Origin of the sequence: Kineococcus radiotolerans SRS30216 = ATCC BAA-149 (assembly GCF_000017305.1) — a bacterium.
In the GTDB taxonomy this organism is placed as follows: domain Bacteria; phylum Actinomycetota; class Actinomycetes; order Actinomycetales; family Kineococcaceae; genus Kineococcus; species Kineococcus radiotolerans.
The window spans coordinates 3,384,662-3,410,506 of sequence record NC_009664.2 but is presented as its reverse complement, the minus strand read 5'-3'; the positions used below and the strand labels follow the sequence as shown (position 1 = coordinate 3,410,506).

Genomic DNA, 25,845 nt, shown 5'->3' with positions numbered 1-25,845 from the left:
GGTCCCAGCCGGTTGTCCGGCCCCTCCCGCAGCGCCAGGGTCGAAGCACGGCCCGGACGCGGCCGGACCCCACCGCACGAGGAGGCACGCTGCCGTGACGACCGACGTGACGCACGAGACCCAGGACGCCCAGGACACCCCGGAGCTGTCCGGGACGCCGACGGCGAACCCCGCGCTGCTGGACTGGGTGCGCCGGACCGCCCGCCTCACCCAGCCCGACCGGGTCGTGTGGTGCGACGGCTCGCAGGAGGAGTTCGACCGCCTCACCGCACGGATGGTCGCCACCGGGACGCTGATCCCGCTGAACCCCAGCAAGCGCCCGGGCAGCTTCCTCGCCCGCTCCGCCCCCGGCGACGTCGCCCGCGTCGAGCACCGCACGTTCATCGCCTCCCGCCGCCGCGAGGACGCCGGCCCGACGAACAACTGGCGCGAACCCGACGCCCTGCGCGAGGAGCTGGACGGGGTGTTCACCGGGTCGATGCGCGGGCGGACGATGTACGTCGTCCCCTTCTCCATGGGTCCCGTCGGCGGCCCGCTCTCGCTGCTCGGGGTGCAGGTCACCGACTCCCCCTACGCCGTGGTGAGCATGCGGACCATGACGCGGATGGGCAACGAGGCGCTGGCCGCGATCACCGAGGGCACCGCCTGGGTCCCGGGGGTCCACAGCGTCGGGATGCCCCTGGTCGACGACCTCGGCCGCACCCGCCCCGACGTGGCCTGGCCCTGCAACGACCTCAAGCACGTCGCCCACTTCCCCGAGACCCGCGAGATCTGGTCCTTCGGGTCCGGCTACGGCGGCAACGCCCTGCTGGGCAAGAAGTGCCTCGCCCTGCGCATCGCCTCCGCGGTGGCCCGCGAGGAGGGCTGGCTGGCCGAGCACATGCTGCTGGTCAAGGTCACCTCCCCGCAGCAGCGGGTGTTCCACCTGGCCGCGGCGTTCCCCTCGGCCTGCGGCAAGACGAACCTCGCCATGATGCGCCCCGCGCTCCCCGGCTGGCGGGTGGAGACGATCGGCGACGACATCGCCTGGATGCGCCCCGGCCCCGACGGGCGCCTGCGGGCGATCAACCCCGAGGCCGGGTTCTTCGGGGTCGCCCCGGGCACGGGCTGGTCCACCAACCCCACCGCGATGGAGATGCTGCGCGAGGACGTGATCTTCACCAACGTCGCCCTCACCGACGACGGCGACGTGTGGTGGGAGGGCATGACCGAGGAGGCGCCCGCGCACCTCACCGACTGGCGGGGGAACCCCTGGACGCCGGACAGCCCGACCCCGGCGGCGCACCCCAACGCGCGGTTCACCGTCGCCGCGGCGCGGTGCCCCTCGCTGGCGGCGGAGTTCGACGACCCCGAGGGCGTCCCGGTCGACGCGATCCTCTTCGGCGGCCGCCGCCGCACCACCGCGCCGCTGGTGGCGCAGGCCGGGGACTGGAGCCAGGGCGTGTTCGCGGGGGCCTCGATCTCCAGCGAGCGCACCGCCGCCGCGGAGGGGGCCGTCGGGGAGCTGCGCCACGACCCGTTCGCCATGCTCCCCTTCACCGGCTACCACGTGGGCGACCACCTCTCGCACTGGCTCTCGATGCGCGACCGCGTGGAGCACCTGCCGGCGGTGTTCTCGGTGAACTGGTTCCGCCGCGGCGAGGACGGCCGGTTCCTGTGGCCGGGTTTCGGGGAGAACGCGCGGGTCCTGGAGTGGATCTGCGGTCGCCTGGAGGGCACCGCGGCCGCCCGGCACACCCCCGCCGGCCTCGTCCCCGCCCCCGGGGCGCTGGACGTCGACGGCCTCGACGTCTCCCCCGCCGACCTCGCCGAGCTCCTCTCCGTCGACGCCGCCGCGTGGCTGGCCGAGGCCGACCAGCTCGAGCGGTTCTTCGCCCCGTTCGGGGCGAAGCTGCCCGCCGAGGTCCGCGACCACCTGGCCCTGCTGCGCTACCGCCTCGACCCGCCCACCGGTGGCGACCTGAGCGTCTAGCCCCGGCCCGCCGTCGCCGCGTCCGGCCGGGCACCGGGCCCGCCGGGCGGACGCGGCGGCGGTGCGCGCCGGGAGGGGCCGCGGCAGGATGGGCCGGTGAGCGAACCGAACCGCCCGGACGTCCCCTGGTGGCGCGACGCCGTGATCTACCAGGTCTACCCCCGCAGCTTCGCCGACGGCGACGGCGACGGGATGGGCGACCTGCCCGGCGTCACCGCCCGCCTGGGCCACCTCGCCGACCTCGGCGTCGACGCGGTCTGGCTCTCCCCCGTCTACCCCTCCCCGCAGCGGGACGCGGGCTACGACGTCGCCGACTACCGCGGGATCGAGCCGGTCTTCGGCACCCTCGACGACTTCGACCGCCTCACCGCGCGCGCCCGCGAGCTCGGGTTGCGGGTCGTGGTGGACCTCGTCCCCAACCACACCTCCGCCGAGCACGCCTGGTTCCGGGCCGCGCTGGCCGCGGGAGCGGGCTCGCCCGAACGCGCCCGCTACGTCTTCCGCGAGGGCCGCGGCGAGCACGGCGAGCGGCCCCCGAACTCCTGGCGCTCGGTCTTCGGCGGCCCGGCCTGGACGCGGGTCGCGGACGGGTCCTGGTACCTGCACCTGTTCGACTCCAGCCAGCCGGACCTGGACTGGTCCCACCCCGAGGTCGTCGCGGAGTTCGAGGACGTCCTGCGGTTCTGGCTGGACCGCGGCGTCGACGGCTTCCGCGTCGACGTCGCCCACGGCCTCGTCAAGGCCGAGGGCCTGCCCGAGTGGGACCACGACCAGGCGATGCTGGACGGGGCGAACGCCAGCGGCGAGCGGCCCCCCATGTGGGACCAGGAGGGCGTCCACGAGATCTACCGGGGCTGGCGCCGCGTCCTGGACGCCTACCCCGGGGACCGGCTGCTGGTGGCCGAGGCGTGGGTCAGCCCGCCGGAGCGCCTCGTGCGCTACCTGCGCCCCGACGAGATGCACCAGGCCTTCAACTTCGACCACCTGCGCGCCCCGTGGCGCGCGCGGGAGCTGCGCGAGGTCGTCGACGCGACGCTGGCCGCGCACGCCGTCGAGGACGCCCCCGCGACGTGGGTGCTGTCCAACCACGACGTCGTCCGCCACGCCAGCCGGCTGGGCTACCCGGCCGGTTCCGAACCCACCACCGGGGTCGGGCCCGACGACGCGCAGCCCGACGCAGAGCTCGGCCTGCGCCGGGCGCGCGCGGCGACGACGTTCACCCTCGCCCTGCCCGGCGGCGCGTACCTGTACCAGGGGGAGGAGCTGGGCCTGCCCGAGGTGACGACGCTGCCCGCCGAGGTCCGCCAGGACCCGACCTTCGCCCGGACGGGGGGCGCCGACGTGGGCCGCGACGGGTGCCGCGTCCCGATCCCGTGGGAGGGCACGAGCGCCTCCTACGGCTTCGGTCCCGGTCCCGCGAGCTGGCTGCCGCAGCCGGCGCGGTGGGCGGAGCTGTCGGTGGCGGCGCAGACGGGCGTGGCCGGCTCCACCCTGGAGCTGTACCGCACCCTGGTCCGGCTGCGCCGGGAGCTGCGGCTGGGCCGGCGGGAGCTGCGCTGGCACGAGCTGTCCGGCCCCGACGTCCTCGCCTTCACCAGCGGTGACGTGCTGGTGGTCGCCAACCTCGGGGCCGAGCCGGTCGCTGTGCCCGACGGGGCGAGCCCGCTGGTCGCCAGCGGGGACCTGGTGGAGGGGCGGGTCCCGACCGACACCGCGGCCTGGTTCCGCCTCGGCTGAGGCTCAGGGCCGGACGAGCACCTTCCCCACGGCCTCACCGGACTCCAGGCGCGCGAACGCGTCCCGGGCGTCGGCGAGGGCGTGGACGGAGTCGACCTCGGGTTCCAGGCCGGCGGTGTCGCAGAACCGCAGCAGCCGCTGGAACTCGTCGCGGGTGCCCATCGTCGAGCCCAGCACCCGCAGCTGGGTGAAGAACACGTTCTGCAGCATCGCCGGCGGGCCGCCGCCGGTGGTGGCCCCGGAGACGACGACGCACCCGCCCGGCTCCAGCGACCGGATCGAGTGCTCCCAGGTCGCCTCGCCCACCGTCTCGAACACGGCGTCGACCCGCCCGGGCAGCCGCTCCCCGCTCGCGAACGTCGCCGCCGCGCCCCAGGCCAGGGCCCGCTCCCGCCGCTGCGGGTCCCGCCCGGTGACCCACACGGTCAGGCCCGCCGCGGCCCCGAGGACGATCAGCGCGTTGGACACCCCGCCCGCGGCACCCTGGACGAGGACCGTCTGCCCCGGCACCGCGCGGGCCTGGGTGAACAGCATCCGGTAGGCGGTCAGCCAGGCCGTGCCCAGCGACGCGGCGCGCTCCGCGCTCCAGCCCGCGGGCTTGGGCAGCAGGTTCCGGCGCGGGACCCACACGTGCTCGGCCAGCGTCCCCGGGTACCGCTCGGACAGCAGCGTCCGGCGGGGGTCGAGGGTCTCGTCACCGCGGAAGTCGTCGTCGGAGACCACCGCGTGCACGACGACCTCGTCGCCGTCGTCGGTGGTCCCCGCCGCGTCGCAGCCCAGCACCATCGGCAGCCGGTCGGCGGGCAGGCCCACCCCGCGCAGGCTCCACAGGTCGTGCCGGTTCAGCGCCGCGGCGGCCACGGTGACCCGGACCCACCCCGGGGGCGCGTCGGCGGCGGGGGCGTCGGCGACCTCCAGCGCGGACAGCGGGTCGTCGGGGCTGCTGCGGACGGCGCGGGCGGCGAGCACGCGGCGACGCTACCCCGGCCCCCGCGCACGCGCCCCGGTAGCGTGCCGGGGTGACCGCCTCGCCGCTGCTGCCCGTGCTCGACGTGCGACCCGCCGACGACGCGGGGGGCGCGGGGGACGTGTTCACCGGCCCCAACCTCCCGCACTGGCGTCCCCGGCTCTTCGGCGGCCAGGTGCTCGGCCAGGTCGCGGTGGCGGCCGGGCGGACCGTCCCCGAGGACCGCGACCTGCACTCGCTGCACGCCTACTTCCTGCGCCCGGGCGACCCGCGGGTCCCGGTGGTCTTCGCGGTGGAGCGCCTGCGCGACGGGCGGTCCTTCTCCGCGCGGCGGGTGCAGGCGGTGCAGGACGGGGTCCCGATCCTCTCCGGCATCGCCTCCTTCCAGACCGCCGCGGAGGGCCTGGAGCACCACGAACCGGCCCCCGACGTCCCCGGTCCGGAGGACCTGACCAGCGACTACGTCCTGCTCGACGCCCTGGACCACCCCGCGGCCCGCCAGCTCGGGCGCGGGCGCCACGTGGAGCTGCGCCACGTCGAACCCGCCCTCTACACCGACCCCGACCCCGAGCGCCGCGCCGGGCAGGCGGTCTGGTTCCGCCTCGACGCCCCCCTGCCGGGCCCGGACCTGCTGCACCGCGCGGCCCTGGCCTACGCCAGCGACCTCAGCGTCCTGGAGCCGGTGCTGCGCCGGCACGGCCTGGCGTGGGCGGCGCCGGGCATGAGCGTGGCGAGCCTGGACCACGCGATGTGGTGGCACCGCCCGGCCCGCGCCGACGAGTGGGTCCTGTACGTCCAGGAGAGCCCCAGCGCCTCGGGGGCACGGGGGTTGTCCACGGGCCGGATGTACGACCGGGCGGGCCGGCTGATCGCCACCGTCGCCCAGGAGGGCATGGTCCGGGTGCCCTGACGGGCGGGCCCGAACGGGTGGCCCCACCTCAGCGCGGGGTCCGCGCGCGCCGATCCCACCAGCGTGAGCCGTGCCCGTCCCGACACCCCGTTCCGCCTGCACCTGGCCGTCGGCGTCGTCCTGTCCCTCGTCTGCGTGCTGCTGCCCGTCGGCGCGGGTCGCGACGCCCTGTACACCGCCATCAGCTTCGGCTGCGTGGCGGTGATGGTCGTCGGGGTGCGCCGGCACGCGCCGCTGGCCCCCGGGGGGTGGTGGCTGGTCACGGCCGGCATCGCGGTGTGGGCCTGCGCGGACCTGCTGTGGGCGGTCTACACCTGGGTCCTGGGCACGTCGCCGTTCCCCTCCCCCGCCGACGTCCTGTACCTCAGCAGCTACGTCCTCATCGCCGCGGGGTTCTGGCGGTTCGTGCGGGCCCGCGGCGGTCACGGTGACCGGGAGGGCCTGATCGACTCCGCGATCTTCACGGTCGGCTTCGTCCTCATCAGCTGGGTCCTGCTGATGCGCCCGGGCCTGGAGGCCGCCGGGGACTCCACCGCCGCCCGGGTCCTGGCCGCGGCCTACCCGCTGGGCGACGTGCTGCTGCTGGCCCTGCTGGTGCGGCTGCTGACCACGGCGGGGGCGCGGACCGCGGCGTTCCGCTGGCTGGTGGCGGCCAACGCGCTGCTGCTGGTCGCGGACTCCGCCTACCAGTACACCTCGATGACGGGGACGTACTCCGGCGGGCTCACCTCGCTGCCGTGGCTGCTGGGCTACGTGGCCTTCGCCGCGGCCGCGCTGCACCCCTCGATGCGCCACCTCGCCGACGGCGGCGGCGCCGAGGGGGGGACCCGCTTCACCCGCGGGCGCCTCGCCGCGCTGACGCTGGCCAGCCTCGTCTCCCCCGGGACGCTGCTGCTCCAGCTCGCCGTCGGGGCGCAGCTGGAGGCGTGGGCGGTGGCCCTGTCGTCGGTGGTGCTGTTCCTGCTGGTCGTGATGCGGATGTCGGGGCTGCTGCGCCACCTGGAGGGGCAGGCCTCGCGCCTGGCCGACCTGGCCCGTACCGACGCCCTCACCGGCCTGCCCAACCGCCGCACCAGCGACGCGGAGCTGGAACGGCTGCAGACGCGCTCGCGCGCGGAGGGGTCGCCGCTGTGCGTGGCGGTCCTCGACCTCGACCGCTTCAAGGCCTTCAACGACACCTTCGGCCACCAGGCCGGGGACCGCCTGCTGGTGCAGTCCGCCCAGGCGTGGCGGGGGGCGCTGGAGGCCGGCGGCGCCGCCGCCGGCCCGGACCGCACCGCGCTGCTGGGCCGCTGGGGCGGGGAGGAGTTCGTCCTGCTGCTGCTCGGGCACGACCTGCCGGCGTCGGTGGCGGTGGTGCAGGCCCTGGCCGCCACCACCCCCGCGGGGCAGACGGTGTCCGCGGGCGTGGCGCGCTGGGACGGCCTGGAGTCGGCCGCGGAGGTCTTCGGCCGCGCCGACGCCGCGCTGTACGCGGCGAAGACCGGCGGGCGCGACCAGGTGCGCGCCGCCGGCCCGGCCCCCGTGGCGGAGGACGGGCCGGCGGTGGAACCCGTCAGTCGCGGGTGAGCTTGCGGTACGTCACCCGGTGCGGGCGCGCCGCGTCCGGGCCCAGGCGCTCGATCTTGTTGGCCTCGTAGCCGGCGAAGTTGCCCTCGAACCAGTACCAGTTCGCCGGGTTCTCCTCGGTGCCCTCGTAGGCCAGGATGTGCGTCACGACGCGGTCGAGGAACCACCGGTCGTGGCTGACGACGACGGCGCAGCCGGGGAACTCCAGGAGGGCGTTCTCCAGCGAGCCGAGGGTCTCCACGTCGAGGTCGTTGGTCGGCTCGTCCAGGAGCAGGACGTTGCCGCCCTCCTTGAGGGTCAGGGCCAGGTTGAGGCGGTTGCGCTCCCCGCCGGAGAGGACCCCGGTCGGCTTCTGCTGGTCCGGGCCCTTGAAGCCGAACGCCGAGACGTAGGCGCGCGAGGGCATCTCCTGGTTGCCGACCTGGATGTAGTCCAGGCCGTCGGAGACGGTCTCCCACAGGTTCTTGTCCGGGTCCAGCCCCCCGCGGGACTGGTCGACGTAGGACAGCTTGACCGTCTCGCCGATCTTGAGCTCGCCGGAGTCGAGCTCCTCCAGACCGACGATCGTCTTGAACAGCGTCGTCTTGCCGACGCCGTTGGGCCCGATGACCCCGACGATGCCGTTGCGGGGCAGCGAGAACGACAGGCCGTCGATGAGGGTGCGCTCGCCGAAGGACTTCTTGAGGTTCTTCGCCTCGATGACGACCGACCCCAGGCGCGGGCCGGCCGGGATCTGGATCTCCTCGAAGTCGAGCTTCCGGGTGCGCTCGGCCTCGGCGGCCATCTCCTCGTAGCGGTTCAGACGCGCCTTGGACTTGGTCTGGCGGCCCTTGGCGTTGGAGCGGACCCACTCCAGCTCGTCCTTGAGGCGCTTGGCCAGCTTGAGGTCCTTCTTGCCCTGGACCTCCATGCGGGCGGCCTTCTTCTCCAGGTAGGTGGAGTAGTTGCCCTCGTAGGGGTAGGCGCGGCCGCGGTCGAGCTCGAGGATCCACTGCGCGACGTTGTCCAGGAAGTACCGGTCGTGGGTGACGGCCAGGACGGCGCCGGGGTACTTCGCCAGGTGCTGCTCCAGCCAGGTCACCGACTCGGCGTCGAGGTGGTTGGTGGGCTCGTCGAGCAGCAGCAGGTCCGGCGCCTCCAGCAGCAGCTTGCACAGCGCCACGCGGCGCTTCTCGCCGCCGGAGAGCACCGAGACGTCGGCGTCGCCCGGCGGGCAGCGCAGCGCGTCCATGGCCTGCTCGAGCTGGGAGTCCATGTCCCACGCGTTGGCGTGGTCGAGGACCTCCTGCAGCTCGCCCATCTCGGCCATGAGCTCGTCGGTGTAGTTCGTCGCCATCTCCTCGGCGATGGCGTTGTAGCGGTCCATCTTGACCTTGAGCTCGCCCAGGCCGTCCTGGACGTTCTCGAGGACCGTCTTGGTCTCGTCGAGCTTCGGCTCCTGCATGAGGATGCCGACGCTGTAGCCCGGCGAGAGGCGGGCCTCGCCGTTGGAGGGCTGGTCGAGCCCCGCCATGATCTTCAGCACGCTGGACTTGCCCGCACCGTTGGGGCCCACGACGCCGATCTTGGCGCCGGGGAAGAACGACATCGAGACGTCGTCGAGGATGACCTTGTCCCCGTGCGCCTTGCGAGCCTTGGACATCACGTAGATGAATTCCGCCACGACCCCAGGCTAGTCGAGGGGGGCCGCACCTCCGCCACCCGCGGAGCGGGGCACGGGCACCCCGGGCCGCCCGCGCCGCACGACGAGCCGGCGACGGGTGCCGCTGACGGCCAGCAGCGTCTCCGGCGCCACCCCCGTCATCCAGTCCACGACCTCCACGCCGGGGTCGGCGAAGGCGCGCTGGAGCACCTCGTGCTCCAGCAGGCGCCCGGGCGAGAAGCGCGCCCAGCGGGTGACGAAGCGGCCGTCGAAGATCCCGTACCGCTCGCCCCCGGGCACCCCGACGACGTAGGCGGCCAGCTCCCTGTCCAGGCGCAGGACGGCCAGCTCCCGCCGGCCGAGGTCGCCCAGCGCCCGCAGCCGGGCGAGCCAGGTGTCCCGCCCGGCGGGGGTGTCCAGCGCGCAGGGGACGCCGTGCGCCTCGTCGCGGTCGCGGTAGGCCGCCTCCAGCTCGGGCAGGGCCGCCTCGAAGGCGGCCGGGTCGGTGGAGAACGACATCTCCGCGCCGATCCCGTCGTGGGCCAGGCGGTTGTGCGTCTTGCGCAGGTTCTTCCGCACCCCGGAGCTGACCAGGTGCTCGCCCTCCGCCGGGCGCCGCACCTCGGGCACGGGCAGCGCGTCGAGGAGCTCCGCCCCCGCCCCCGCGGCCAGGGCGTGGACGCGGGGGTCGTCGGGCAGCTCGGCGAGGTGCAGCGCGCTGCCGCGCCGGTGGGCGGCCTCCCCGAGCACCTGCCCGAGCCGGGCCGCGGCCGCGGGGGTCGTCGCCGCGAGGGACGCCTGGTGCCCACCGCCGCCGGCGAGCAGCTCGGTGCGCCGCCCGCCGTCGTCGACGCGGTCGACGAGGACGAGCGCGGCCCGCTCCCCCGGCCCGCCGTCGACGTGGACGGCCCACACCGACGCGGGCGGGGCGCTCGGCAGGACCCGCCGCAGCCACGCGACGCCCGCGGTGGGCGGGGTCGCGGGGTGGGCGTGCAGGTCGTGGAACCGCTCGAGGTGGGCCGAGACCGCGGCCCGGCCCTCGACGACGGCCGCCTCGACCTCGACGATCCCCCGCACGGCGGTCCCCCCCGCGGGGGCCCCCTCCAGGCGCGGCACCGACGAGACGCTCACGAGCGGCCCCCGGCCAGCACCGGCAGCACCGGGGCGCTCAGCGGCCGGCTCGGCACCGTGCGCGGGTCGTGGCCCCGCAGCCACGCCTCGAGGTCGGCGGGGGGCATGGCCTTGGCGTAGAGCCACCCCTGCAGGACGTCGCAGCCCGCGGCGACCAGCCCCCGGCTGGTGACCTCGTCCTCGACCCCCTCGGCGACCAGGCGCAGCCCCAGCGCGTGGGCCAGCGCGATCGTCGACTCGACGATGGCCAGGGCGCGGGGGTCGCCGGTGAGGTCGGTGAGGAAGGACCGGTCCAGCTTCAGGTCGTCGATGGGCAGCTCGCGCAGGTACGCCAGCGAGGAGTAGCCGGTGCCGTAGTCGTCGACGGCCACCCGGACCCCGCGGGCGCGCAGGCCCCCCAGGATCCCCTGGGCGCGTTCGCGGTCGGCCATGAGGAAGTCCTCCGTGATCTCGATCTCCAGCAGGCGCGCGGGCAGCCGGCGCTCGGCCAGCAGCCGCGACACCCGGTCGGGCAGGTCGACGTCCCCCAGGGAGGACGCCGAGAGGTTGACGGCGACGGCCAGGGGCCGCCCGGCGCGCCACCAGGCCGCGGCCTGGTCCAGCGACTGCTCCAGCACCGCGCGGGTCAGGTCCTCCATGAGGCCGGCGCTCTCCACCACGGGCAGGAAGGCGTCGGGGTAGAGCAGTCCGCGGCGGGGGTGCTGCCAGCGGACGAGGGCCTCGACGCCGTGCACCTCGCCCGAGGCCACGTCGACCTTGGGCTGGTAGTGCACGACCATGCGCCGGGCCGCGATGTCGGAGCGCAGCAGCTCGGCGGTCTCCAGCCGCTCCCCCGAGGCGAACTGGTCGATCTCCGCGCAGTAGGCGAACGTCCCCAGGTGCTGGGTCTTGGCGTGGTACATCGCCACGTCGGCCTGGCGCAGCAGCGTCGTCAGCTCCGCCGAGGCCGCCGGCAGCACGGAGATGCCGATGCTGGTGCGGGCGCGGACCTGGACGCCCTCGACGGCGTAGGGCCGGCGCAGGGTCTCGTGGAGCAGCTCGGCGAGGGCCACGGCCTCCCCGGTCCCCGCACCGACGCGCACCACGGCGAACTCGTCACCGCCCAGGCGCGCCACCACGCTGTCCTCGGTGCCCGCCGCCTCGCCCAGGCGGCGGGCCACGTCGCGCAGCAGGGCGTCCCCCGCCTGGTGGCCGAGGCTGTCGTTGACCTCCTTGAACCCGTCGAGGTCCAGCAGCAGGAGGGCGGCGCTCGCCCCCTCCCCGGCCCGGGACAGGACCTCCGGCGTGCGCTGGTACAGGGCGCGGCGGTTGCCGAGGCCGGTCAGGTCGTCGGTGAGGGCCAGCTCCCGGTGCTCGGCGAGGCGGGTGACCTCGCGGAAGGTGAACAGCAGGCGGGCCAGGGCGGTGAGGACGGCGGTAGCGGCCAGGGCGATGGCCACCGGGTGCAGCGGGTGGCTGTGGTCGACGACGAGGACCCCGAGCGCCACCACGGTGGACAGCACGGGCAGGGAGAGCAGGGCCCACCCGGGCAGGCGCGGGCCGGTGGGCGCGGACGGCCACCCGGGGGTGAAGGCCATGAGCACGACCCCGGTGATCCAGACCCCGTCGGTGACCCCGCCGGAGACGTAGGTGCCCTGGGCGGTGGAGAACAGGTACGCCATGTCGGCGACGACGAAGAGGACGAGCCCGGCGGCCAGCAGCCACAGCCCCCTGGGGGGCCGCCACCCGTAGAGGGAGAGGACGGCGGCCAGCACGAGGAGCAGGAGCAGGTCCAGCGCGGGGTAGGCCGACGTCGTGGCGACCGCGGCCCACGACCCGGAGGCGGAGACGATGGGGCCGATGACCGCGGCCGCGGCGACCGCCCCGACGGCGAGCCCGCCCACCACGCCGTCCAGCCACAGGCTGCGCGCGTGGCGGCCGTCGCGCTGGCCGGCCACCCGGATGAGGGCGGCGAAGACCAGGGGGTAGAAGAGCAGGAAGCCGACGTCGGCGCCGGAGGGGTAGGGCTGGTCGGGCATCGGGCGCACGAAGACGGTCCAGAAGACGTTGCCGGAGCCGTACACGGCCAGCGCCGAGGCCAGCAGGAACCGGGTCCGGCGCCGGGCGGGGCTCGTCAGGCTGCGCACGAGGCACAGGACGGCGGCGGACCCGTAGGCGAGGTTGTTCAGCAACCCGTCGAGCAGGAACGAGTACCCGTCGTCGGGCCGCACCCCCGGGACCGTCGAGACGGCGAAGGCCAGCGGCGCGACGAGCAGCACCGCGTGCAGCGGCAGTTGCCAGCGCACGATGGCCGGCCGTGGTCGCTCGTCGGTTTCGAGCACGTGGTCCTCCCGGGGTCACAGAGGGCTTCGGTGCCCCGGGCTCCCGTCTCGACCCGCCGAACGGGTGGGAGCGCGACCGGGCTCAGCCCAGGGCGCAGAGCACCGCGCCCGCCAGGACGACCCCCACCCCGCCCGCCTGGACGCGGCTGAGGCGCTCGCCGTGGAAGCGGCGGGCCAGCAGCAGCGTCACCGCGGGGTAGAGGGAGGCGAGGACGGCCACGACGCTGACCAGGCCACCGGTGGAGGCGAGGGCGTAGGCGGCGGTCGCGGCGAGGTCCAGGACGCCCAGGCCCAGCAGGGGCAGCAGGTCGCGCCCGCCCACCGGGGTCGAGCGGCGGCGCTGGGCCAGGGCCACGGCCACCACCAGGACCACCGAGGACAGCCGCATCCCCAGCAGCGAGCCCGAGACGGTGACCTCGCTGCCGCGGGCGAGGGCGTAGATCTCGATGCCGAACAGCAGCGCGGCGAGCAGGGCGAGCGCGGTGGCGCGGCCCTGGCCGCGCGCGGAGGAGGTGAGGTCCGGCCCGGCGGCGGCGACCACCCCCACGACGGCGAGCGCCGCGCCCAGCAGCTGCAGGGCCCCGGGGCGCTCACCCCCGGCGACGGAGACGACGACGGGCACGAGCATCCCGCAGGAGGCGATGGGGGCGACCACGCCCATCGTGCCGCGCGCCAGGGCCGTGTAGAGCGCGCCCATCGCGGCGGCCCACGTCACGCCGGCGACGACGGACCAGCCGATCCAGCTGCCCGGGGGGGAGGTCACCCGGCCGGTGGCGGCGAGGACGACCAGGAGGACGAGGGCGGAGAGGACCTGGGACACCGCCAGGACCTGCGCGGCCCGCAGGCGGCGGCTGACGCTGCCGCCGAGGAAGTCGGAGGTGCCCCACAGGGCGCTGGCCAGCAGGGCGAGGGCGGCGCTCACGGCATGCTCCGGAGCGGTCGTCGCGAGGAGAGGATCACGTGGTCGTCTCGTCAGCGCCGGGGGTGTTCTTGACCCCGAGTCGCTAGGGTGGGCCGCGCCGGCCGCGGGTGCCGGCGTCAGCGCTCGTAGCTCAACGGACAGAGCGACCGGCTTCTACCCGGTTGGTTGGGGGTTCGAATCCCTCCGAGCGCGCTCGCGGGTCACGACCCGGCGCTGCGCCCCCGCAGGTGCAGCGTCACGACGCCGGGGGTGCGCCCGGTGACGTGGTGGGCGCCCCCGCGGCGGGCTGCACGCCCCCCAGCCTCCCGCCCGGGCGCAGGGTGAGCTCCGTGGTGGACGTCGACGCCGGGCTCGAGGACTGAGGGGCGCCCGGCTCACGACCCGAGGATCGCGTCGACCTCGGAGAGCACGCCCGCCGGGACGGTGCCCTCGCCGCCGAGGACGTACACCGCCTCGATCCGCCCCGCGCCGGCGCGCAGGTACTCCCGCACCGACGGGGCGAGCTCGGTCCCGACGAGCAGGACCGGCGCTCCCCGCCGCCCGGCCGCGGGCGCCCCGGCGAGGGCGTCGGGGAAGTTCCTCCCCGTCGCCAGCACGACCGTCGTCGCCGCCGGGAACAGCTCGGTGGCGACCTCGGCGGAGGTCTCGTAGCGGTCCGCCCCGGCCAGCCGCTGGACCCGGTGGCCCGCCGCGGTCAGCTCGGCCACCACCGCGTCGCCGACCGAGCTCGTCCCCCCGGTCACCAGGACCCGCACGGGACCCAGCTGCGCCAGGAACGCCGCGACCCGCGGGTCCAGGGCGCCGGGCGCGGTGAGGAGCACGGGGGCGTCGGTGCTCGCCGCGAACGCGGCTCCCGAGAGCGCGTCGGGGAAGTTCAGGCTGCCGGTCAGGACGACCTCGTCCACCCGCGCCCCGGAGTCGACGAGGAACCGCGCCAGCAGGAGCGCCGTCTCGACCCGGTCCCGACCGGCGATGCGGACCACCTCGTACCCGGAGGCCTCCAGCTCGGTCACGACGGCCGGGCTGACGGCCCCCTCCCCGCCGAGGACGTAGACCTTCCCGCTCGCGCCCAGCGCCCGGGCGATCTCCCGGTGCACGCTGTCGGGGAGGTCCGCGGTGGGGGTCAGCAGGACCGGGGCCTCGGCCAGCAGCGCCGCCGGAGCGGCGGCGAGGGCGTCGGCGAAGCCGTCGGAACGGGCCAGCAGCACGGCACCGGCCTCCCCGTCGGTGGGGAAGTCCTCCCGGGCCAGCCGGTTCGCCGTCTCGAAGCGGTCCGCCCCGGCGAGGCGGGCGCTGCCCCGGCCGACCTGGACCTGCACGGGCACGCTGACCGGCGTACCGGTCGACGGCGTGGCGGTGACGGTGACGGTGAAGGTGCCGGCCGTGGTGTAGCGGTGCTTGCCGAACGCCTTCGGCGTGGCCGCGGACCCGACGACGCGCATCGCCTCGGGGGCCGAGCCGTCGCCGAAGTCCACGCTCAGGGCCACGGCCCCGGTGGCGGGGGCCTTGAGGGTGCTCAGCGGCGCCGGCGCGCCGGCGCCGGGGTCGTCACCCGAACCGCCCGCGCCGTCGGAGTCGTCGGCCGCGTCGCCGGAGTCGTCGCCGGAGTCATCGCCGGAGTCATCGCCGGAGTCCTCGGAGTCGTCGGCCCGGTGGCGGGCGTCGTACTCCGCCACCACCGTCACCACCCCGCTGGGCGTGGCGATCGCGGGACGGACCTCGACCTCCAGGACGTCGCGGGCGGCGGCGCCGTCGCCGGCGGCCTGCGCGGGGGCCGTCACGGCCGCCGACGACAGGGCCAGGACCATCGCGGCGCTCAGGCCGAGGACCAGGCGGTGGGTGGGCTCGTTCGGCACGGGGGGCTCCTCAGGACGGTCGATCTGCTCCCCGCTGCATCGGCGGGACACCCGGTGGGGGCGATGGGCCGAGCGGAGGGGACCCGGACGGCCCAGCGGTGGCGGGCGGGAGGAGAGTGGGCCGATGGACGGCTTCTCCCGCGACGGGTTGCGCTTCGCCACCTCCGACTCCGGCGACCCCGACGGCGACGTCGTCGTCTGCCTGCACGGGTTCCCGCAGGGACCGGAGGCCTACGACGCCGTCGTCCCGCGGCTGACCGCGGGCGGGCTGCGGGTCCTGGTCCCCGAGCAGCGCGGCTACTGCCCCACCGCCCGGCCCCCGCGCCGGGGCGACTACGCCCTCGCGGAGCTCGTCGCCGACGTCGTCGCCCTCGTCGACGCCGCCGGCGCCGGGCGCGTCCACCTCGTCGGCCACGACTGGGGCGGGGTGGTGGCCTGGACCGTCGCGGCCCGCCACCCCACCCGCGTCGCCTCGCTGACCGCGCTCTCGCAGGCCCACCCGGCGGCCTTCCGGGCGGCGGTGACGACGTCCTCGCAGGCCCTGCGCTCCACCTACGTCGCGTTCTTCCAGCTGCCCGGGGTGCCCGAGCGGGTGCTGCTGGCCGGGGGCGGCGCCGTCCTGGCCCGTTCCCTGCGCCGCACCGGGCTGCCCGCGGACCTGGCCGCCGGCTACGCCCGCCGGCACGCGCAGCCGGGCAGCCTGCGCGCCGCGCTGAACTGGTACCGCGCCCTGCCCCGGGCCGGCACGGTCGGCCCGGTCGAGGTCCCGGTGACCTACCTGCACGGGCTGGCGGACCCGTTCTACTCCCGCGCCGCCGTCGCCGGCACCGCCGCGCAGGTGCGCGGCCCCTACCGCGAGGTGGCCCTGCCCACCGGCCACTGGATCCCCGAGCTCGCCCCCCGCGCCGTCGCCGACGCGGTCCTGGCGGCGGCGGGGGTGCGGGGGTGAGCCGCGCGGCTCACCCCTCGACCAGCACCCGCCACGCCGACGTCCCGAGGGCCACGACGTCGCCGTCGGAGAGCTGACGCCCCCGGCGGTCCTCGGGCTCCTCGTTGACGGTGACCTGCCCGGCGAGCAGCACCTCGCGCGCCTCGCCCCCGGAGTCGACGGCCCCGGCCAGCTTGAGGAACTGCCCCAGCCGCACGGTCCCGGTGACCTCGACGTCGAGGACGCTCACTCCTCCACGGCCAACGCGGAGAGCACCGCGGCGACCCGGTCGGCTTCGGCGCGGGTCAGCCGCTCGGGCACGAGGACCTCCACGCGCGTGCCGTCGGGCAGCGGGATGGTGTGCATGAGCATCTCGCGCCCGCTCGCCACGACCTCAGCCTCGACCTCGGCGTCCACCGCGGCGTCCCCGGCGGTGCTCGTCGAGGCGCCCGGGGTGGTCCCGAGGAACGCCTTGAGCCGGTCGATGCCCTGCGCCGCGAAGCGCTCCGCCTGCGGGTCCAGCCGGCCCTGCCGGAGCAGCCCCCGCAGCACCGAGTCGATCGACTCGCCCTGCCACTTGTTCTCGTCCATGCCCTCCAGGGTCGCACCCGCCGGCGGAGCCCACCTCCCCCGCAGGTCTGACCCGTCCGCGTCGATCGTCCCGGGGCCGCTCACCCGGCGAGGAACCCCCACTCCCCCTCCAGCTCCGCCCACGGCCCGCTCGCCGCGACCCGGCCCTCGACGAGGACCACGACCCGGTCCGCGGCCCGCAGCGCGGACCGCTTGGAGGAGGACCCGATGACCGTGGTCCCCCTGTCCCGCAACGCCTCCCACAGCTCCAGCTCGGTGCGGGCGTCCAGCGCGGAGGACACGTCGTCGGCGACGAGGAGGTCCGCGCCGGTCGCGAGCGCGCGGGCCAGCGCCAGGCGCTGCACCTGCCCGCCGGAGAGCCGGACGCCCCGGTGCCCGATGAGCGCGCCGTCGCCGCCGGCGGCGGTGACGTCGCGGGCCAGGCGGGCGTCGCGCACGGCGCGCGCGGCCAGGGCGCGGGCGTGGGGGTGGTCGAGGGTCACGTTGTCGGTGAAGCTGCCCGAGAGCACCCGCGGCACCTGGGCGACGTAGCCGACCTGCCCCGGGCGCAGGAACGTCTGGGGGTCCTCCACCTCCGAACCGTTCCAGCGCAGCGACCCCTCGTGGTCGACGAGACCGGCCAGCGCCGCGAGCAGGCTGGACTTCCCCGAGCCGACGCGGCCGGTGAGCAGCACCAGCTCCCCCGCCTCGACCTGCAGGTCGACGTCCTGCACGCCGACGGTCCCGTCGTCGTGCACGGCCGCGAACCCGTGCGCGGACAACCGCCGCAGCGGCTGCTTGGGCGGGGTCGCGGGAGGGGGCGCGGTGCCGCGCACGAGGTCGATCCCGGGCGGGAGGCGGACGACGTCGCCGGTGCCGGACAGGGCGGTCACCGCGCGCAGCCACTCCCGCGCGACGGGGGCCTCGGTGATGACGGCGCCGGCGACGGTGCCGTAGTAGGAGGCGCCGGCGACGGCGGTGGAGACGAGCAGCGCGTCGGCCAGCGACCAGCGGCCGAGCAGGTGCAGCAGCCAGGTGGCGACGACCCCGCACTGCACGAGGACCCCGGGGACGCCCTCGAGGAGGGCGCGGACCCGGAACTCCCCGACCGAGGCTCGGACCCGGGCCGCGTCGACCCGGGCCAGGGAGGCGAGGACGTCGGGCACCGCGGCGGCGAGCTTCACCGTCCGCGCGGCGTCGACGGCCGAGCCGAGCTCGCGCCCGAAGGCGGCGCGCGCGTCCCCGGCGGCGCGCCCGCGGCGGCCCGAGACCCCCGTCCCGGCGACGGAGACCGCGGCGGAGCCGACCATGACGGCGGCCACGACGGCCCCGGCGGTCAGGTCGCGGGCGACGGCGGCGGTGACGGTGGCCACGAAGAGGCCGATGACGACGTCGACGCAGCGGTCGACGTAGAGGACGAAGCGCTCGGAGTCCAGGCAGCGGGCGGCGACCTCGCCGGCCGGGACGCGGGTCAGCCGGCGCTGGCGGGTCTGCCCGCGCAGCACCGCCAGCCGCGTCGACAGGGTGACGGCGTTCCACCACAGCGGGTAGACGCGCAGGGCCCCGCTGAGCGCGAACGGGACGGCGAGCAGGGTGAGGACGAGGGCCGCGGCCGGGACCCGGACCTCCTCCCACCCCCCGCCGCGCTGCAGGCCCTCGACGACGAGGCCCCACAACCAGCCCTCGACCGCCCCGTAGAGCCCGATCACCGAGACGGCGGCGAAGAGGACGGCGCCGAGCACGCCCCACCGCTTGTACCGGGTGATCGCCGCCCACACCGCGCGGGCCAGCCGGGGACGGGCGGCGCCGGCTTCCCCGCGCGGGTGGCGGCGGGGCCGGGGCAGCAGCACGGACCCGTCGTGGTGCTCCTCGGCGAGCTCCTCGTGCCCGCCGGCGCGCAGCAGGTCCGCGAAGGGGCCGGGGGTGCGGGCGAGCTCCTCGCGCGGCCCGCGCTGCACGACCCGGCCGTCCTCGAGGACAGCGACCCCGTCGGCGCGGGCGGTGGTGGAGAGCCGGTGGGCGATGAGCAGGCCGGTGCGGCCGGCGAGCAGGCGCTGCGCGGCGGCGGTGACGCGGTGCTCGGTGACGGGGTCCATCCGGGCGGTGGCCTCGTCGAGGACGACGACGCGCACGTCGCGCACGAGGAGGCGGGCGAAGGCGACGAGCTGCTCCTCCCCGGCGGAGAGGGTGGTCCCGCCGGGGCCGAGGCGGGTCTCCAGGCCGGCGGGCAGCCCCGCGACCCAGTCGCGCAGGCCCAGGGAGTCCACGGCGGCGTCGACCCGCTCGGGCGCGACGTCGGCGTCGAGGGTGATGTTGCGGCGCAGGGTCCCGGCCAGCAGCTCGGTGCGCTGGGTGACGACCCCCACGGCCCGCCGCAGCTGGTGCAGGTCGAGCCCGGTGACGTCGGCGCCGCCGAGGAGCACCGCACCGGGCGGTGGTTCCAGGGCGCGGGAGAGCAGCGCGGCCAGCGTGGACTTGCCCGAGCCGCTGCGCCCGACGAGGGCGCAGGTCGTCCCGGTGGGGACCTCCAGCTCCACGTCGCGCAGCGCGAACCCGCCGGGGTGGGCGAAGCGGACCCCCCGGAACGCCACGCCCAGCGGGCCCGGGGGGACGGGCGCCCCGCCCACGGGCTCGGACGGGGCCTGCAGCAGCGCGCGGATGCGCTGCACCGCGCCGAAGCCGGCCTGGACCTCGGGGAGGCGCTCGCTGATCTGGGTGAGGTCGCCGGCGAAGCCCGCGGACAGCAGCCAGACGGTGACGAGCTGCGCGACGCCGAGCCGGCCGTCGGCGACGAGCGCGGTCCCGCCGACGACGAGCGCGGAGCAGACGAGGGCCAGCACGAGGGTGGTCCGGCGGGCGACGGTGGCGGCGAGGTCGCTGGTGGCGCGGACGCGGGTGAGGACGCCGGCGGCGAGCTGGGCGTAGCGGCGCACGACGTGCGGCTGCCCCAGGCTGGAGCGGACGTCGTCGCGACCGGCGACGGCCTCCTCCAGCTGGGCGGCGTGGTCGGTCCAGGCGACCTCCTCGGCGACCTTGCGCTGCACCAGCAGCGGGGTGAGCCGGCGCACGGACAGCCAGACGACGACGGCGACGACGGGGAACGCGATCCACGCCGGCCACCACACGAGACCGGCCACGACCCAGCCGATGAGGGAGCGGACGAGCCCGCGCCCGAGGTTCCACACCGCTTCGCGCAGCAGCCGGGCGAGCTGGCGGGGGTCGTCGTCGACGCGGTCGATGACCTCCCCGACGGCCTGCTCGGCCAGGGCGGGGACGGGCTGGGCGAAGGCGGCGGCGAGCAGGTCGGCGCGCAGCGCGCCCTCGGCCCGCCCGACGGCGGCGGCGAGCGCCACCCGCCCGAGGGTGTCGAGGGCGCTGGCCCCGACGACGAGCGCGGCGAGGACGGCGAGCAGCCCCGCGGTGGGGTTCCCGGCGATGCGCCCGGTGACGACGGCGCCGAGGGTCTCCGCGGTGGCCGCGGCGACGCCGAGGGCCACCGCGGTGCTCGTCAGGGGGCCCGCGAGCCGCCGGGGGGTCAGGCCGGGACGTCCGGCCGGGCGGTGGGGCACGTCCCGACGCTAGCGAGCCGGGCCCCCGGGGGGCTCGCGGTTTTCGGGCCTCAGGCGGCCGCGGCCAGGAACTCGTCCCAGCGCGGGTCGGGCTGCTCGGCGCCCCGCACCGCCCAGGACGCCCCGCGGGGCGCGGTGGGCCGGAAGGGCATGCTCCAGCCCATCTCCTCGGGGGTGCGGTCGCCCTTGGCGTTGTTGCACCGCACGCAGCAGGCCACGAGGTTCTCCCAGGTGTCCGGCCCCCGGCGGCTGCGCGGCAGGACGTGGTCGATGGTCGTGGCGTGCCCGCGGCAGTAGGCGCAGCGCTGGTGGTCGCGGCGCAGGACGCCGCGCCGGCTGACCGGGACCACCTGCCCGCGGGGGACGCGGACGTAGCGGGTCAGCAGGATGACCGACGGCCGTTCCAGGCTCATCGTCGCGCCGACGACGGGGTCGGGGTCGGCGAGGACCACCGACGCCTTCCCGGCGAGGACGAGGACGAGGGCCCTGCGGAAGGAGACCACCGCGAGCGGCTCGAAGCCGGCGTTCAGCACGAGAGTGCGCACATCCACCTCCTGAGACGACGAGAGGCGCCGTCCCCGGTGGGGAGGGCGCCTCTGAGAGCGACGACGTGCACATGGTGGTGGTGCACGCAGTGGTGGTGCACCGCGTGCTGGAGGGCGTGGGGCACCACGGGGGCCGTGCCTCCGTGGTGCCTGGTCATCGGGCCTCCGTGGGGTGCCGTCGTCGTTGACGGCACCCTACGTCGGGAGGGGTGGGGGAGTCAGCAACTTTCCGGTGAATCCCACCCGCCGGGGTGGAGCGGGTCAGGCCGTGGGCGCGAGCCGCCCGAAGGTGACGGCGTCGGACCAGATCGCCCGCAGCTGGACGGGCTTGCCGGCGCGGGGGGCGTCCCACATGGTGTTGCCGCCCGCGTAGATCCCCACGTGGTAGGCGCGGCCGGAGCCGTTGCTGAAGAACACGAGGTCGCCGGGGACGGCGTTGCCGCGGGAGATGCCGGCCGCGGCCTGCTTCTGGGCGTTGGCGGTGCGCGGGATCTCGACGCCGACCTGCCGGTACACGTAGCTGGTGAAGCCGGAGCAGTCGAACCCGGAGGGGGTGGTGCCGCCGTAGACGTAGGGGACGCCGGCGTAGTCGTCGGCCACCTCGAGGATGCGCTGACCCAGCGGGGCGGGGGCCGGCGCGGGGGCCGGAGCCGGCTCGGGGGCCGGAGCGGGGGCGGGGGCCGCGACGACGGCCGCGACCACCGGGGCGGGCTCGACCACGAGGGCGGGCGCGGCGACGCTGGAGGCCACGACCGGGACGGCGTCGGAGGTGCGGGTCGCCCGCTCGATGGCCGGGGCGGCGACGACGGGGGCCACGACGACCGGCGCGGGGGCCGGGGCGGCGGCGAAGGTGGCGGTGGTCGAGAGGACCGTCGCCGTGGCCGGGGCGGAGACGACGCCGGCGGCGGTGGTGCCGAAGGCCGCGGGGACCGCGGTGGCCGCCGAGGCGAGGGTGGAGCCGACGGCGGCGGGGGCGGCGCTCGTCGCGGCGCCCGCGGGGAGGGCGACGGAGACGAGGAGCCCGCCGGCGGCGGCGACGACGGCACCGGTGCGGGCGGCGCCGCCGGCGGTGCGGGCGACGCTGTCGGACAGGTCGGTCAGGGGGGTGCGAACACGAGCGGAGGCGCGGTGGCGCGCCTGGACGCGAGTCGTCAAGGTGGTGGCCTCTCCGACGCCTGCGAGGTGAGCTGTCGGGTTCGGGCGGGAGTATCGCCCGGCCGGTTCGCACCGGCTTCACCCCAAGGGCTCGACCGGACCTGGTGGTCCGGCGTCGCCCGGGAAACGTGGTTCCCCCACCCCTGCCATGAATGTTCTCGGGGGACCTCGACGTGGTGGCAGGGCTCGGCGTCCACGTGAGGGCGTCCACGCGCACAGTCGTGGATGCGGGTGGACCATAACCCGGACACGACCCGGATGTCACGACCCGGTGACGAACAGGTGCCCGGCGCGTGACGGGCCACCCGCCATCTCGTGGCGGGGAGTGACGACCCGGCGCCCGGGATCGGCCCGCACGGGTGGTTCGGTGCCGGCGCAGCACGGCCCCCGTCACCGTCCGTCACCACTGTGGGCGGTGACGGACGGTGCGGGGGCCGTCGGGGCGGTCCCGGGTACCGGGTCAGGCGGGCGCGACGAAGACGTGCGACGCCTCGGTGGACGTCAGGTCCACCACCGCTCCCCCGACCGACACCGCGACACCGGGCGAGACCGACGTCACGACGACCTCGGCCCCGGGCAGCAGGCCCGCGGCGTGCAGGCGGGCCAGCAGCGGCACGTCGGTCTGCAGCGGCTCCCCGAGGCGGCGCACCACGACCGCGCGGCCCTCCAGCCCGGGGCTGGTCAGCGGCTGCACGCCCGAGCGGAAGTCCTCGCTCGCGCAGTCCTCCCCCAGCTCGGCCAGACCGGGGATGGGGTTGCCGTACGGCGAGGAGTGGGGGTGGTCCAGGATCGCCACGAGCCGCTTCTCCACCTCCTCGGAGACGACGTGCTCCCAGCGGCAGGCCTCCTCGTGGACCAGGCTCCACTCCAGCCCGATGACGTCGGTGAGGAGGCGCTCGGTGAGGCGGTGCTTGCGCATGACGCGCATGGCCTTCGCCTCGCCCGCCTCCGTCAGCTCCAGCCGGCGGTCGGTGCCCACGTGCAGGAGCCCGTCGCGCTCCATCCGCGCCACCGTCTGCGAGACCGTCGGCCCGGAGTGGTGCAGCCGCTCGGCGATGCGAGCGCGCATCGGCACGATGCCTTCCTCTTCCAGTTCGAAGACCGTCTTGAGGTACATCTCGGTGGTGTCGATGAGATCGCTCACGGCGCCCATCATCGGCCATCGGGACCGGTGGTCGCACCCTGCCTCCGCCACCGCGCACCCGCCTCCGCCGCCGCGCGCCGCGGCGGGGCCCCCGGTAGCGTCCGCGGGTGACCAGCGTCCTGTGGTTCCGCCGCGACCTCCGGCTCAGCGACCACCCGGCCCTGCTGGCCGCGGCCGCCGACGGCGACGTCCTGCCCCTCTTCGTGATCGACCCCGCCCTGTGGGGTCCCTCCGGCGACGTCCGGCGCACCTACCTGCTGCGCTCGCTGCGCTCGCTGGACGCCGCGCTGGGCGGGGCCCTCGTCGTCGAGCGCGGCGACCCGGCGGTGGTCGTGGACCGCGTGGCCGCCCGGATCGGGGCGTCCCGGGTGCACGTCACCGCCGACGCCGGCCCCCTCGGGCGGCGCCGCGACGACGCCGTCGGGCGCGCGCTCGCGGCGGGCGGGCGCGAGCTGGTCCGGACCGGCACGCCCTACGCGATCGGCCCGGGGACCCTGCGCACCGGGTCCGGGAGCCCGTTCCAAGTGTTCACGCCGTTCTCCCGGGCCTGGCGCGCGCACGGCTGGCCCGCCCCGGCCGACTCCCCCGGCGCGGTGCGCTGGGTCGGGGACGGCGAGGGCGTCGACGGCGGGCACTGGCCCGACGAACCCGACCTCGGCGGGCTGACCCTGCCCGAGGCCGGGGAGGACGCCGCGCACGAGCGCTGGCACCGCTTCCTCGACCACGCCCTCGCCGACTACGACGGGGACCGCGACCGCCCCGACCGCGACGGGACCTCCCAGCTCTCGCACGCGCTGAAGTGGGGCGAGCTGCACCCCCGGACGCTGCTGGCGGCCCTGCGCGGGCAGTCCTCGAAGGGGGCCGAGACGTACGCCACCGAGCTGTGCTGGCGCGACTTCTACGCCGACGTGCTGTGGCACCGCCCCGACTCGGCCCGGGAGTACTACAAGCCGCAGCTGGCCGGGCTGCGCTACGCCGAACCCGGGGAGCAGTTCCGGGCCTGGGCCGAGGGCCGCACCGGCTTCCCGATCGTCGACGCCGGGATGCGCCAGATGCGCGCCGTCGGGTGGGTGCACAACCGGGTCCGGATGATCACCGCGAGCTTCCTCGTCAAGGACCTGCACGTGGAGTGGCAGCACGGCGGGCGGGAGTTCATGCACTGGCTGCGCGACGCGGACCTGGCCAGCAACATGCACGGCTGGCAGTGGGTCGCGGGCTCCGGCACCGACGCCTCGCCGTTCTTCCGGGTCTTCAACCCCGTCACCCAGGGTCAGAGGTTCGACCCCGACGGCGACTACGTCCGCCGCTTCGTCCCCGAGCTGCGCCACCTCCCGGGGAAGTCGGTGCACACGCCCTGGGAGGCGGCCGACGGCTACGCCCACGGCTACCCCGAGCGCATCGTCGACCACGCCCACGAGCGGGAGGTCGCCCTGGCGGAGTACGCCCGGGTCAGGGGCTGAGTCAGGGCCGGGGGTCGTGCGCGTCGTAGCGCACGAACCCCCGCTGGCCGCGGGCGAGGGCCAGCACGGCGACGACGCAGGCCGTCCCGCCCGCGAGCGCGGCGAGCCCCTCCCCCACCGCCGAGGCCGTGGAGCCGAGGACGAGGTCGCCGAGGCGGGGTCCGCCGGCGACGACGACGATGAACACCCCCTGCAGGCGCCCGCGCAGCGCGTCGGGGGTGGCGACCTGCAGGATGGTCCCGCGGAAGACCGAGCTCACCGCGTCCGCGGCGCCGGAGACCGCGAGCAGCGCGACGCAGAGGGCGAGCTTCCCGGTCTGGCCCGCGGGGGCGAGCACCAGGACGAGGCCGAACCCGGCGACCGAGGCGCCGTAGACGGCGATGCAGCCGACGACGACGGCCCCCTGGCGCCGCACCCCGCCCAGCGGGCCGGAGAACAGCCCGGCCAGCACGGACCCGGCGGCGAACCCGGCGCCGAGGAGGCCGACGGTGCGGGCCCCGCCGCCGAGCTCGGCGGCGCCCAGCGCCGGGTAGAGGACGCGGGGCATCGCGAGGACCATGGCGCAGAGGTCGACGAGGAACGTCATCCGGACGTTGGGGCGGGTGCCCAGGAACCGGATCCCCTCCAGCACCGACCGCAGCCCCGGGCGCTGCGAGCCCGCCAAGACCTCCGGCGGCATGGCCGGCAGGCGCTGCACGCCGACCAGCGCCGCCACGAAGGTCACGGCGTCCACGGTGTAGGCGGCCTGGAACCCCCAGGTCCCCACCAGCAGCCCGGCCAGCAGCGGCCCGAGGGTGAGGGCGATGGCGTTGGTCATCCCCGACAGCGCGTTCGCGGCGGGCAGCATCGCGGCGGGCACGATCCCGGGGACGATGGCCGAGCGGGCGGGGTTGTTGACGGCGAAGGCGGCGCTCTGCAGCGCGACGAGCCCGTAGAGCAGGCCGACGGAGTCCAGGTGCGCCCACGCCTGGGCGGCGACCGCGAGGGAGAGCACCCACAGGGCGAGGGAGGCGAGCAGCGCCACGCGCCGCCGGTCGTGGGCGTCGACGAGGGACCCGCCGTAGAGCCCGAGGGCGACGAGCGGGACGAGGGCGAAGATCCCGACGAGGCCGACGGCGAACGTGGAGGAGGTCAGCGCGTAGACCTGCAACCCCACGGTGACGACGGTGAGCTGGGTGCCCACCGCGGCCAGGGACTGCCCGATCCACAGGCCGCGGAAGGCGGGGACCTCGCGCAGCGGGGTGGTGTCGACGAGGAACCGGCGGCGGGGTCGGACGGGGCCGGGACCGGCCGGCGGTGCGCTCACCGGTCCAGGGTAGGTGGTGGCCCGGAGCCACCTCCCGTCGAGCACGGGGTTCCCGCGCCCGGACAGGGAGAAGTCCCCGGGCGCTTCCGCGCCGCCGGTCACGAGACCGTCGACGTGGGCCGGTGGACAACCCGGCGCCCG

At 76.3% G+C, this 25,845-nt stretch carries 19 protein-coding genes, 1 tRNA gene and 1 riboswitch; of the genes, 7 read left to right on the top strand and 13 right to left on the bottom strand.

What is annotated here, in order from left to right; translation table 11 throughout:
* The first annotated feature begins 94 nt into the window (after positions 1–94).
* Positions 95–1,972 carry a phosphoenolpyruvate carboxykinase (GTP) gene (locus KRAD_RS16260; protein ID WP_012086739.1) on the top strand — a complete coding sequence of 626 codons (1,878 nt, stop codon included), beginning with the start codon at positions 95–97 and terminating at the stop codon, positions 1,970–1,972.
* 96 nt (positions 1,973–2,068) lie between these two features.
* The gene (locus KRAD_RS16255; RefSeq protein WP_012086738.1) at positions 2,069–3,709 is read left to right on the top strand and encodes a glycoside hydrolase family 13 protein; all 1,641 of its coding nucleotides are present in this window, start codon (positions 2,069–2,071) and stop codon (positions 3,707–3,709) included.
* 3 nt (positions 3,710–3,712) lie between these two features.
* Here KRAD_RS16255 and KRAD_RS16250 read toward each other — a convergent pair whose 3' ends face one another.
* Positions 3,713–4,678 carry a zinc-binding dehydrogenase gene (locus KRAD_RS16250; protein ID WP_012086737.1) on the bottom strand — a complete coding sequence of 322 codons (966 nt, stop codon included), beginning with the start codon at positions 4,676–4,678 and terminating at the stop codon, positions 3,713–3,715.
* A gap of 50 nt (positions 4,679–4,728) precedes the next feature.
* Here KRAD_RS16250 and KRAD_RS16245 point away from each other — a divergent pair, with 50 nt between their 5' ends.
* Positions 4,729–5,586, top strand: coding sequence for an acyl-CoA thioesterase (locus KRAD_RS16245; RefSeq protein ID WP_012086736.1), 858 nt, complete (start codon positions 4,729–4,731; stop codon positions 5,584–5,586).
* Positions 5,587–5,649: 63 nt separating this feature from the next.
* A complete protein-coding gene (locus KRAD_RS16240) occupies positions 5,650–7,155 on the top strand; it encodes a GGDEF domain-containing protein (protein ID WP_012086735.1) in 1,506 nt (501 codons plus the stop codon).
* Here KRAD_RS16240 and ettA read toward each other — a convergent pair.
* The 4 genes from ettA to KRAD_RS16220 all read right to left on the bottom strand — a co-directional run bounded on the left by ettA (position 7,142) and on the right by KRAD_RS16220 (position 13,171).
* Positions 7,142–8,818 (bottom strand): energy-dependent translational throttle protein EttA, encoded by a 1,677-nt coding sequence (gene ettA, locus KRAD_RS16235; RefSeq protein WP_012086733.1) that lies wholly within the window; start codon positions 8,816–8,818, stop codon positions 7,142–7,144. The two genes, KRAD_RS16240 and ettA, sit on opposite strands and share 14 nt — an antisense overlap.
* Before the next feature lie 9 nt (positions 8,819–8,827).
* Complete coding sequence (locus KRAD_RS16230) at positions 8,828–9,928, bottom strand: GNAT family N-acetyltransferase (protein ID WP_012086732.1); 1,101 nt, start codon at positions 9,926–9,928, stop codon at positions 8,828–8,830.
* Entirely contained in the window at positions 9,925–12,249 is a 2,325-nt protein-coding gene (locus tag KRAD_RS16225; RefSeq protein WP_012086731.1) for a putative bifunctional diguanylate cyclase/phosphodiesterase, read from the bottom strand. Before KRAD_RS16225 ends, KRAD_RS16230 begins: the two co-directional genes overlap by 4 nt.
* A gap of 82 nt (positions 12,250–12,331) precedes the next feature.
* Positions 12,332–13,171, bottom strand: coding sequence for an EamA family transporter (locus KRAD_RS16220; RefSeq protein ID WP_012086730.1), 840 nt, complete (start codon positions 13,169–13,171; stop codon positions 12,332–12,334).
* A 119-nt stretch (positions 13,172–13,290) separates the two neighbouring features.
* Here KRAD_RS16220 and KRAD_RS16215 point away from each other — a divergent pair.
* A tRNA-Arg gene (locus KRAD_RS16215) sits at positions 13,291–13,363 on the top strand.
* A gap of 182 nt (positions 13,364–13,545) precedes the next feature.
* Here KRAD_RS16215 and KRAD_RS16210 read toward each other — a convergent pair.
* A complete protein-coding gene (locus tag KRAD_RS16210; RefSeq protein ID WP_041292161.1) occupies positions 13,546–15,027 on the bottom strand; it encodes a cell wall-binding repeat-containing protein in 1,482 nt (493 codons plus the stop codon).
* A gap of 124 nt (positions 15,028–15,151) precedes the next feature.
* On the opposite strand from KRAD_RS16210, the gene KRAD_RS16205 reads away from it, so the two are divergent.
* Positions 15,152–15,976: an alpha/beta fold hydrolase gene (locus KRAD_RS16205; protein ID WP_012086728.1), complete on the top strand. Its 825-nt coding sequence runs from the start codon at positions 15,152–15,154 to the stop codon at positions 15,974–15,976.
* Positions 15,977–15,986: 10 nt separating this feature from the next.
* Here the strand turns inward: KRAD_RS16205 and KRAD_RS16200 are convergent, their stop codons facing one another.
* The 6 genes from KRAD_RS16200 to KRAD_RS16175 form a co-directional block, all read right to left on the bottom strand.
* Positions 15,987–16,205, bottom strand: coding sequence for an RNA-binding S4 domain-containing protein (locus tag KRAD_RS16200; RefSeq protein ID WP_041292160.1), 219 nt, complete (start codon positions 16,203–16,205; stop codon positions 15,987–15,989).
* A complete protein-coding gene (locus KRAD_RS16195) occupies positions 16,202–16,546 on the bottom strand; it encodes a hypothetical protein (RefSeq protein WP_041292159.1) in 345 nt (114 codons plus the stop codon). Before KRAD_RS16195 ends, KRAD_RS16200 begins: the two co-directional genes overlap by 4 nt.
* 80 nt (positions 16,547–16,626) lie before the next feature.
* Positions 16,627–20,094 (bottom strand): ATP-binding cassette domain-containing protein, encoded by a 3,468-nt coding sequence (locus KRAD_RS16190; RefSeq protein WP_012086725.1) that lies wholly within the window; start codon positions 20,092–20,094, stop codon positions 16,627–16,629.
* A gap of 50 nt (positions 20,095–20,144) precedes the next feature.
* Positions 20,145–20,639, bottom strand: coding sequence for an HNH endonuclease (locus KRAD_RS16185; protein WP_041292158.1), 495 nt, complete (start codon positions 20,637–20,639; stop codon positions 20,145–20,147).
* A 261-nt stretch (positions 20,640–20,900) separates the two neighbouring features.
* Positions 20,901–21,794, bottom strand: coding sequence for a C40 family peptidase (locus tag KRAD_RS27650; protein WP_012086723.1), 894 nt, complete (start codon positions 21,792–21,794; stop codon positions 20,901–20,903).
* Positions 21,795–21,796: 2 nt separating this feature from the next.
* Positions 21,797–21,968: riboswitch (cyclic di-AMP (ydaO/yuaA leader) on the bottom strand.
* A 286-nt stretch (positions 21,969–22,254) separates the two neighbouring features.
* Positions 22,255–22,938, bottom strand: coding sequence for an iron-dependent transcriptional repressor DtxR (locus KRAD_RS16175; protein WP_041293363.1), 684 nt, complete (start codon positions 22,936–22,938; stop codon positions 22,255–22,257).
* 107 nt (positions 22,939–23,045) lie between these two features.
* On the opposite strand from KRAD_RS16175, the gene KRAD_RS16170 reads away from it, so the two are divergent.
* Positions 23,046–24,398, top strand: coding sequence for a cryptochrome/photolyase family protein (locus tag KRAD_RS16170; protein WP_012086721.1), 1,353 nt, complete (start codon positions 23,046–23,048; stop codon positions 24,396–24,398).
* A 1-nt stretch (position 24,399) separates the two neighbouring features.
* Here KRAD_RS16170 and KRAD_RS16165 read toward each other — a convergent pair whose 3' ends face one another.
* Complete coding sequence (locus tag KRAD_RS16165; RefSeq protein WP_049821512.1) at positions 24,400–25,704, bottom strand: MFS transporter; 1,305 nt, start codon at positions 25,702–25,704, stop codon at positions 24,400–24,402.
* Positions 25,705–25,845 lie beyond the last annotated feature (141 nt).